This window comes from Pseudomonas sp. R5(2019) (assembly GCF_009905435.1).
In the GTDB taxonomy this organism is placed as follows: domain Bacteria; phylum Pseudomonadota; class Gammaproteobacteria; order Pseudomonadales; family Pseudomonadaceae; genus Aquipseudomonas.
Map to the genome: position 1 here is coordinate 38,886 of NZ_JAAAMT010000039.1, position 6,822 is coordinate 45,707.

Below are 6,822 nucleotides of genomic sequence, written 5' to 3' on the forward strand. Positions count from 1 at the left end.
GTTCTCTTAACCGCGTGGAGTCGCAGCACCGGCAACCTTCACCAGCGCATCAGGCGCAGGCTTGTCGTTGCTGGCATCAAGGGCCTGGCGCTGGCGGGCAAGGGCGGCGAGGGTGGCCTCGCTGGCCATTGGCGTGTCCTGCGGATCGACCGCCGAGCCCGGGCGCACCCGTTGCAGGCCCTTGACCACGATCCGGTCATCCTTGTGCAGGCCGTTGCGCACGATGCGCAGGCCTTCGAGCTTCGGACCCAGCTCGACGGCGCGGTAGGTGGCCTTGTTGTCGGCATCCATCACCAGCACGAACTTCTTGCCCAGGTCCGTACCGACGGCTTCGTCGTTGATCAGCACCGCCTGGTAGGTGCCGCTGCCGACCAGTTTCAGGCGGGCGTAGAGGCCGGGGGTGAAGTCGCCATGGCGGTTGTCGAACACGGCCCGGCCACGGATGGTGCCGGTCTTGGGGTTGACCTGGTTGTCGACGAAATTCATCTGGCCCAGGTGCGGGTTGCCTTCCTCGTTGGACAGGCCCAGGTAAACCGGTGTGGTCTGGCCGCGCTGGCCGGCGCGGGCAAGTTCGGTGTACTTGAGGTACACGCGTTCGTCGGCGTCGAAGTAGGCATACACCTTGTCAGTGGAGACCACGCTGGTCAGCGGCGTGACATCGGCGCTGACGATGTTGCCGGCGGTGATCTGGGCGCGGCTTACACGGCCACTGATCGGCGCGGTGACACGGGTAAAGCTCAGGTTCAGGCGTGCCAGATCCAGTTGCGCCTGAATCGCGGCAACACCGGCGCGGGCTTCCTGGGCGGCCGAGGTACGCGACTCGGCAAGTTCGGCGGAGATCGCATTGCTGGCCCGCAGGCGCTCGCCACGCAGGGCTTCGTTGTCGCTGCGCAGGGCCGTGGCGCGGGCTTGTTGCAGCTGGGCCTCGAGCTGGCGTACTTGCGCCTGGAACGGCCGTGGGTCGATCTGGAACAACAGGTCACCTTTTTTCACCAGCGCGCCTTCGCTGAAGGCGACCTGGTCGATCTGGCCGGAGACACGCGGGCGAACTTCGACGGTTTCAGGCGCTTCCAGGCGCCCGGTGAACTCGTCCCACTCATTGATCGACTGTTCCAGCACCTTGGCGACGCTGACTTTAGGCGCGGCAGGGGCCTGTACGGCTTCGGGGGCCCGACCACAGGCGCTCATCACCAGCACTGCCAGGGCAGCGAGGGGATAACGCAAATGTTTGAGTGACTGTTCCATGGGGGAGTCCGCCAATAATTGATAGTGGGCGGATTCTGCGAGCTGGGACTATCAACAACGAATCGAACGAGCCAAAGGTAAATATCATTCTGAATGATACAAAGGCCGCGCGAGGGCTCTGGGGCGGGGGTTTTGTAAGCTTGCTATCTATTTTATGCCCGCGCCACCGCGATCTCCCGCCCTACAAACAAGGCTGACAACCCCAATCTCACAGGCCATGGCACGTTGCAACAAATGTGGGAGCGGATTTATCCGCGAAGCGCCGCGCGGGCGGCGCTCGATCTCAAGAACAATGGAAAAACCAAGGCAGGCACCTCACACGGCTCATGCGATCTGCTGGCAGTCCCTCGCCTCCCCATCAGAATGAAGAGGGTTGTCTGAGGACCGTATCAAGGCTTACAGGTGCTTGCCTTGGGTTTTCCGGCGCTGCCGAAATCGAGCGCCGCCCGCGCGGCGCATCGCGGATAAATCCGCTCCCACATTTGTTGCAACGTGCCATGGCCTGTGAGATTGGAGTTGCCAGCCTTGTTTGTTCGGCTTTAGATCTGTGTGGTTTCGGTGTGGCTATCCCGCAATTGCGCGATGAACCATTTTTTTCAGGTGGCCGAGTGGATCAACACCAGGGCCTCCTCGCGTGACAAGGGCCGCTTCATCCGCTGCGCCAGCAACGCCATCGTGCGCGAATATTTACAGGCCACCACCGATTCGACCTGCTCGTCGACGCACAGCAGCGCGATAAACGCCCACGCTTGCAGGTCGCCTTCATAAACAATGTGGTTCCACTGGCGAGCATGCCCCAGCACTTCCAGCGTCTTGCCGTAGTGATAGGTCCAGAAGAACGGCACGGCTTCGAACGCCAGTGTTTCGCCGAGCATGTTCAACGCGGCCAGGCGAGCCTGTTGCTGGGCGACGCGCCAGTGTTCAATGTGCTGCGGGCGGCCGGCGAGGGGAAAGGTCACGATGTCGCCCGCTGCCCACAGCCCGGGTGCGGCCCGGAATTGGTCATCGACCTTGACGCAATGGTCATCGGCCAGTTCCAGCCCCTTGAGCAGATCGGTGGCCGGTTTCACGCCCGTGCCGAACAGCACCAGGTCGGCCGCCAGGCGCACACCGTTTGCGAGCTCCACCTCTTCAACTCGGGACTCGCCGATCAGCCGCAGCGGTTCTGTGGGGCGATGGAACACCACCCCGCGCTGCTGATGCAGCGCTTGCAAGGCAGCGCCGATCTGCTCGCCGAGCTGACGGCTCAGCGGGACGGCATGGCGCGCCACCACCTGCACCTCAAGCCCCCGCTTGCGCAGGGCCGAGGCCGCTTCCAGGCCGATGAAGCTGTCGCCGATGATCACTGCGCGGGCGCCCGGTACAGCAGCGTCCAGCAACGTGGCGGCGTCGGAACGTGAGCGCAGGACAAACGCGCCCGGCAGCTCGGCACCCTCGATATCAGGCCGCTGTGGCACCGCGCCGGTGGCCAGCAAGGCGGCGTCATAGGCCAGACTCTGACCGTCGGCGAGGTGAATCTGCCGCGCCTGGTGATCAACCCAGTGCACGCGGGCGTGCACCCGTTCCAACCCGGGCATTTGATAAACGCTATCGTCCAGCAGCGCAGGAATCTCGGCGTCGGGCATTTGCCCGGCGATGACGAATTTGCTCAAGGACGTTCGGTCGTAGGCCGGGTGTGGTTCCTGATCGATCCACACCAGCCGACCGGCGAAGCCACGCTGGTGCAAGGTGGCGATCGCGGCACTGCCAGCGGCACCGGCACCGATCACGACCAGGTTGCGCTGATCGTCCACTTTTGCAGGTGGCGCCTGCGCGAGGGCTTCATCATCTAACCAGACGCAGCTGTCGATGATGCGTACCGGGTAGCGTCGCAGGTTCTTCAAGGCGGGCGGTTCGCAGAGCTGACCGTCCTCAAGGTTGAACATCGCCTTGTGCCAGGGGCAGATCAGCCGGCCTTCACACACCGCGCCTTCTTCCAGCGGCGCCCCTTGGTGGGGACAGTCGGCTTGAAAAGCCTGTACCTGCGCACCCTGGCGCACCAGCACGATGGCGACGCCGTTCAGGTCAACACGGGTTGCACGGTCATCGCTCAACTCATCCAGACGGGCCACGGCATGCAAGGTCATAGCCACCTCCTGCGGTTATCCATGGAGGTTGGATAGGTCCGCGGTCGGCCCGGTTCCAGTGAAATCCTCAATGGCCAGAGCCGTTGCGATGGCTCAGACACTATCGTTGCGCGAATGCCTGGCAAACAACGGCCCCAGTTGTCGCCACAACGCAGGATCGGTACTGAACGCCACATTGAAGCGCATCCAGCCGGTGGCTTGCGAGTCGACCATGAACAGCTGGCCGGGGCCGAGCATGATGCCGTTGTCCAACGCGTCGTCAACCAGCGCGGTGCTGTCGGCAATCTGCGGATGGCGGGCCCACAGGTACATGCCCTCATCCGACTCGACGAAGATCTCCAAACCCAGCCGGGTCAGCTGCCGGCTGACCTCGTGGTGGGCTTCGGCCAGACGCTGGCGCAGGCGTTTGAGGTGCTTGCGCCACCGGCCGTCGGTGATGGCGGCGTACACCACGCGTTCCATCACTTGAGAGGTGGTCAGGCCCGAACGCATTTTCAGCTGCAACAGCTGTTGGATCAGTTGCGGGTTGGCGAGCATATAGCCGACCCGCACGTTGGGCGAAATGCTCTTGGAGTAGCTGCCGACATACACCACCTGCTGCAGTTGGTCGAGGCTGCTCAGGCACGGCAGGGGGGCGGCCATCATGTCGGCGTAGAGGTTGTTTTCCACCAGCCGGAAGTTGTGCTGCACCGCCAGTTGCAGCAGCCGGTGCAGCTGCGCCAGGGGAGTACGCGAGCAGGTCGGGCTGTGCAGGTGCGGCTGGGTGAAGAACACCGTGGGCCGATGCTGCAGCAGCAGGCGTTCGAGGTGGTCCAGGTCGTAGCCGGCCGGGGTCCGCGGCACGCCGATCAGGGTGGCGCCCTGAAAGCGCAGGATGCTCATCAGGTTCGGGTAGCCGGGATCATCCACCAGCACCACGTCACCGGGACGCACCAGGGTGCGGACCGCCAGATCGAGCGCCTGGCTGGCGCCGTGGGTAAGCATCAGCTGGCTGGGGTTGGCGACGATGCGCAGGTCCTGTTGCAGGTTCTGCGCGGTCAGGCTACGCAGCTCCAGCAAGCCCATCGGGTCACCGTAGCCGCTCAGTTCCATCACGCTGCCGGCGACCTGGCGCATGCCACGGCGCAGGCCGTCTTCGAACATCCAGTCATTGGGCAGCCAGCCACAACCGGGCTTGAAGGTCAGTTGGCGGCTTTCGAAAATCTGCTGCAGGTACCACTCGGAATTGAACGCCGGCTTGTCGGGCTCGGTTTCGTTTTGAGCGTCGATGCGTTCCGGGACCGCGCGGTTGACGAAAAACCCCGCGTTGCCGCGGCTGACCAGCAGGCCCTGGGCGACCAGGCGGTCATAGGCTTCGACCACCGTGAAGGTGCTGACCGAATAGGTGGCGGCAAAGGCGCGGATCGACGGCACCTTGGCGCCGGGTTTGAGCGTCTGGTTTTCGATCAACTCTCGCAACCCGTTGATGATCTGGTTGACGAGCGGGTCGGCGGAGTCGGGTCGTAATTCAAGCATTGGGGCTGTGCCTTCAGGTGTGCGTAACGCCGGGCGCCTGCAGGGGCAGAGGGGTGTACTGCATCGGCGGCCTGTACAGTGCAGTGAATATTTCACGGCGCTGTGCATGGCTCTCTGGGGCAGACATTTTTACATTAGGTGTCTGTTATCGCTAGCTAAAGCACGTTGAAGCTTCTTGAACAATCCCTTGGCTCGCTGAACACGATTGCCGATTTCAAGGCCACACGGCTCGCAAGGGCGCAATCCATCCCGTACACAATCAGACACCGATAAGCAGGTAAAACCGGCCAGTGCCGGCTTTGCGTGTTTCTCGGGCAACAAAAACAAGGGGTAAGACACCGATGGACGCAACATCCACATCCACTACCACATCGACGGTAGAGGGCGAAAGCAAGCTCAGCGCTTCGCTCAAGTCCCGTCACCTGACCATGATGTCCATCGCCGGGGTGATCGGCGGGGCATTGTTCGTCGGCTCCGGCAGTGTGATTCACAGCGCCGGCCCGGCCGCCATCCTGGCGTACCTGGCAGGTGGCATCCTGGTCGTTCTGATCATGCGCATGCTGGGAGAAATGGCCACCTCGTCGCCGGACACTGGCTCGTTTTCCACCTATGCCGAACGCGCGATCGGTCGCTGGGCAGGCTTTACCATTGGCTGGTTGTACTGGTGGTTCTGGGTCATCCTGATGGCCTGGGAAGCCTATGTGGCCGGCAAGATCCTGCATGGCTGGTTCCCCTCGGTCGACGTCAACGTGTTCACCCTGGCGACCACGCTGGTGCTGATCGGCGTCAACTTCTTCAACGTCAAACACTACGGCGAGTTCGAGTTCTGGTTCGCGCTGATCAAGGTGGTGGCGATCATCTGTTTCATAGTGGTGTGCGGGCTGGCCGTGATGAACCTGTGGCCGACCGGTGAGGCCCATGGCCTGAGCAACCTGACGGCCGTGGAAGGTTTCATGCCCAACGGCTTCGAGTCGGTGGTGGTCGCCATGCTCGGCGTGATGTTTGCCTTCCTTGGCGCGGAAATCGTCACCATCGCCGCCTCCGAGTCGAAGAACCCTTCCGAACAGATCGTCAAGGCGACCAACTCGGTGGTATGGCGTGTGTGCCTGTTCTACGTGGGTTCGGTGTTCCTGATCGTCGCGCTGGTGCCCTGGAACGACCCGCTGCTGGGTCAGTCCGGCTATGGTTCGTACCGCCGTACCTTGGAATTGCTGGGCATTCCGGGTGCCGAGTTCGTGATGAACTTCGTGGTGTTGACTTCGGTCAGCAGCTGTCTGATCTCGGCACACTACACCGCATCGCGCATGTTGTTCTCGCTGGCCAGCCGCGGTGATGCACCGAAGATCTTCAAGCTCACCCGTGCCGGCACCGGCGTTCCGGTGTTCGCGATCATCGGCTCCTGCTCGGTGGCGGTGTTCGTTGCGTTGATCAACTTCAGCGAAACCCTGCGCCCGAAAGACGTGCTGGATGTGCTGATGAACACCACGGGCATGATTGCGATGCTGGTGTACCTGGTGATTGCCTTCTCGCAGCTGAAGATGCGCCGCAAGCTGGAGGCCGAAGGCAAGCCGATCCGCCTGAAAATGTGGCTGTTCCCGTGGCTGACGTACCTGGTGATCGTGTTCATCATCGCGTGCCTTGTGACCATGGCGTTCGTGCCGGAGTACCAGGTGCTGGTCATCTCGACCGGTGCGGCGGCGGTGGTCGTTGCGCTGATGGGGATGGTGATGCACTGGCGAGCCGCCAAGGCGCTCAAAGGCTGATTGCCGCACAGGCGTGAAATGAAAAAAGCCAGGGTCTGAATGACCCTGGCTTTTTTTGCAGCGCGGACAAACCCAAATCTACCTGCTGGATTCGGCTGTAGGAGCGGGGGGGGGGGGGGGGGGGGGGGGGGGGCGGGGGGGGGGGGGGGGCGCGGGGCTGCTGGGGGGCCGCC

Annotated in this window: 4 protein-coding genes; 1 reads left to right on the forward strand and 3 read right to left on the reverse strand. The window is 62.8% G+C overall.

The window, feature by feature from the left end; all coding sequences use genetic code 11:
- Window positions 1-6 precede the first annotated feature (6 nt).
- From mexE to GUY40_RS21325, 3 genes are all read right to left on the reverse strand, one after another.
- Window positions 7-1,245 carry a multidrug efflux RND transporter periplasmic adaptor subunit MexE gene (gene mexE, locus GUY40_RS21315; protein ID WP_166570891.1) on the reverse strand — a complete coding sequence of 413 codons (1,239 nt, stop codon included), beginning with the start codon at window positions 1,243-1,245 and terminating at the stop codon, window positions 7-9.
- 596 nt (window positions 1,246-1,841) lie between these two features.
- On the reverse strand, window positions 1,842-3,371 hold the full coding sequence (locus tag GUY40_RS21320; RefSeq protein WP_166570892.1) for an FAD-dependent oxidoreductase: 1,530 nt from the start codon (window positions 3,369-3,371) through the stop codon (window positions 1,842-1,844).
- 93 nt (window positions 3,372-3,464) lie between these two features.
- Window positions 3,465-4,886: a PLP-dependent aminotransferase family protein gene (locus GUY40_RS21325; protein WP_166570893.1), complete on the reverse strand. Its 1,422-nt coding sequence runs from the start codon at window positions 4,884-4,886 to the stop codon at window positions 3,465-3,467.
- Window positions 4,887-5,227: 341 nt separating this feature from the next.
- Here GUY40_RS21325 and GUY40_RS21330 point away from each other — a divergent pair, with 341 nt between their 5' ends.
- A complete protein-coding gene (locus GUY40_RS21330) occupies window positions 5,228-6,649 on the forward strand; it encodes an amino acid permease (protein WP_166570894.1) in 1,422 nt (473 codons plus the stop codon).
- Window positions 6,650-6,822: the final 173 nt, after the last annotated feature.

Excerpts from the sequence above, each read along its gene's own strand:
- mexE (WP_166570891.1), bottom strand. The coding sequence starts at position 1,245 with ATGGAACAGTCACTCAAACATTTGCGTTATCCCCTCGCTGCCCTGGCA.
- GUY40_RS21320 (WP_166570892.1), bottom strand. The coding sequence starts at position 3,371 with ATGACCTTGCATGCCGTGGCCCGTCTGGATGAGTTGAGCGATGACCGT.
- GUY40_RS21325 (WP_166570893.1), bottom strand. The coding sequence starts at position 4,886 with ATGCTTGAATTACGACCCGACTCCGCCGACCCGCTCGTCAACCAGATC.
- GUY40_RS21330 (WP_166570894.1), top strand. The coding sequence starts at position 5,228 with ATGGACGCAACATCCACATCCACTACCACATCGACGGTAGAGGGCGAA.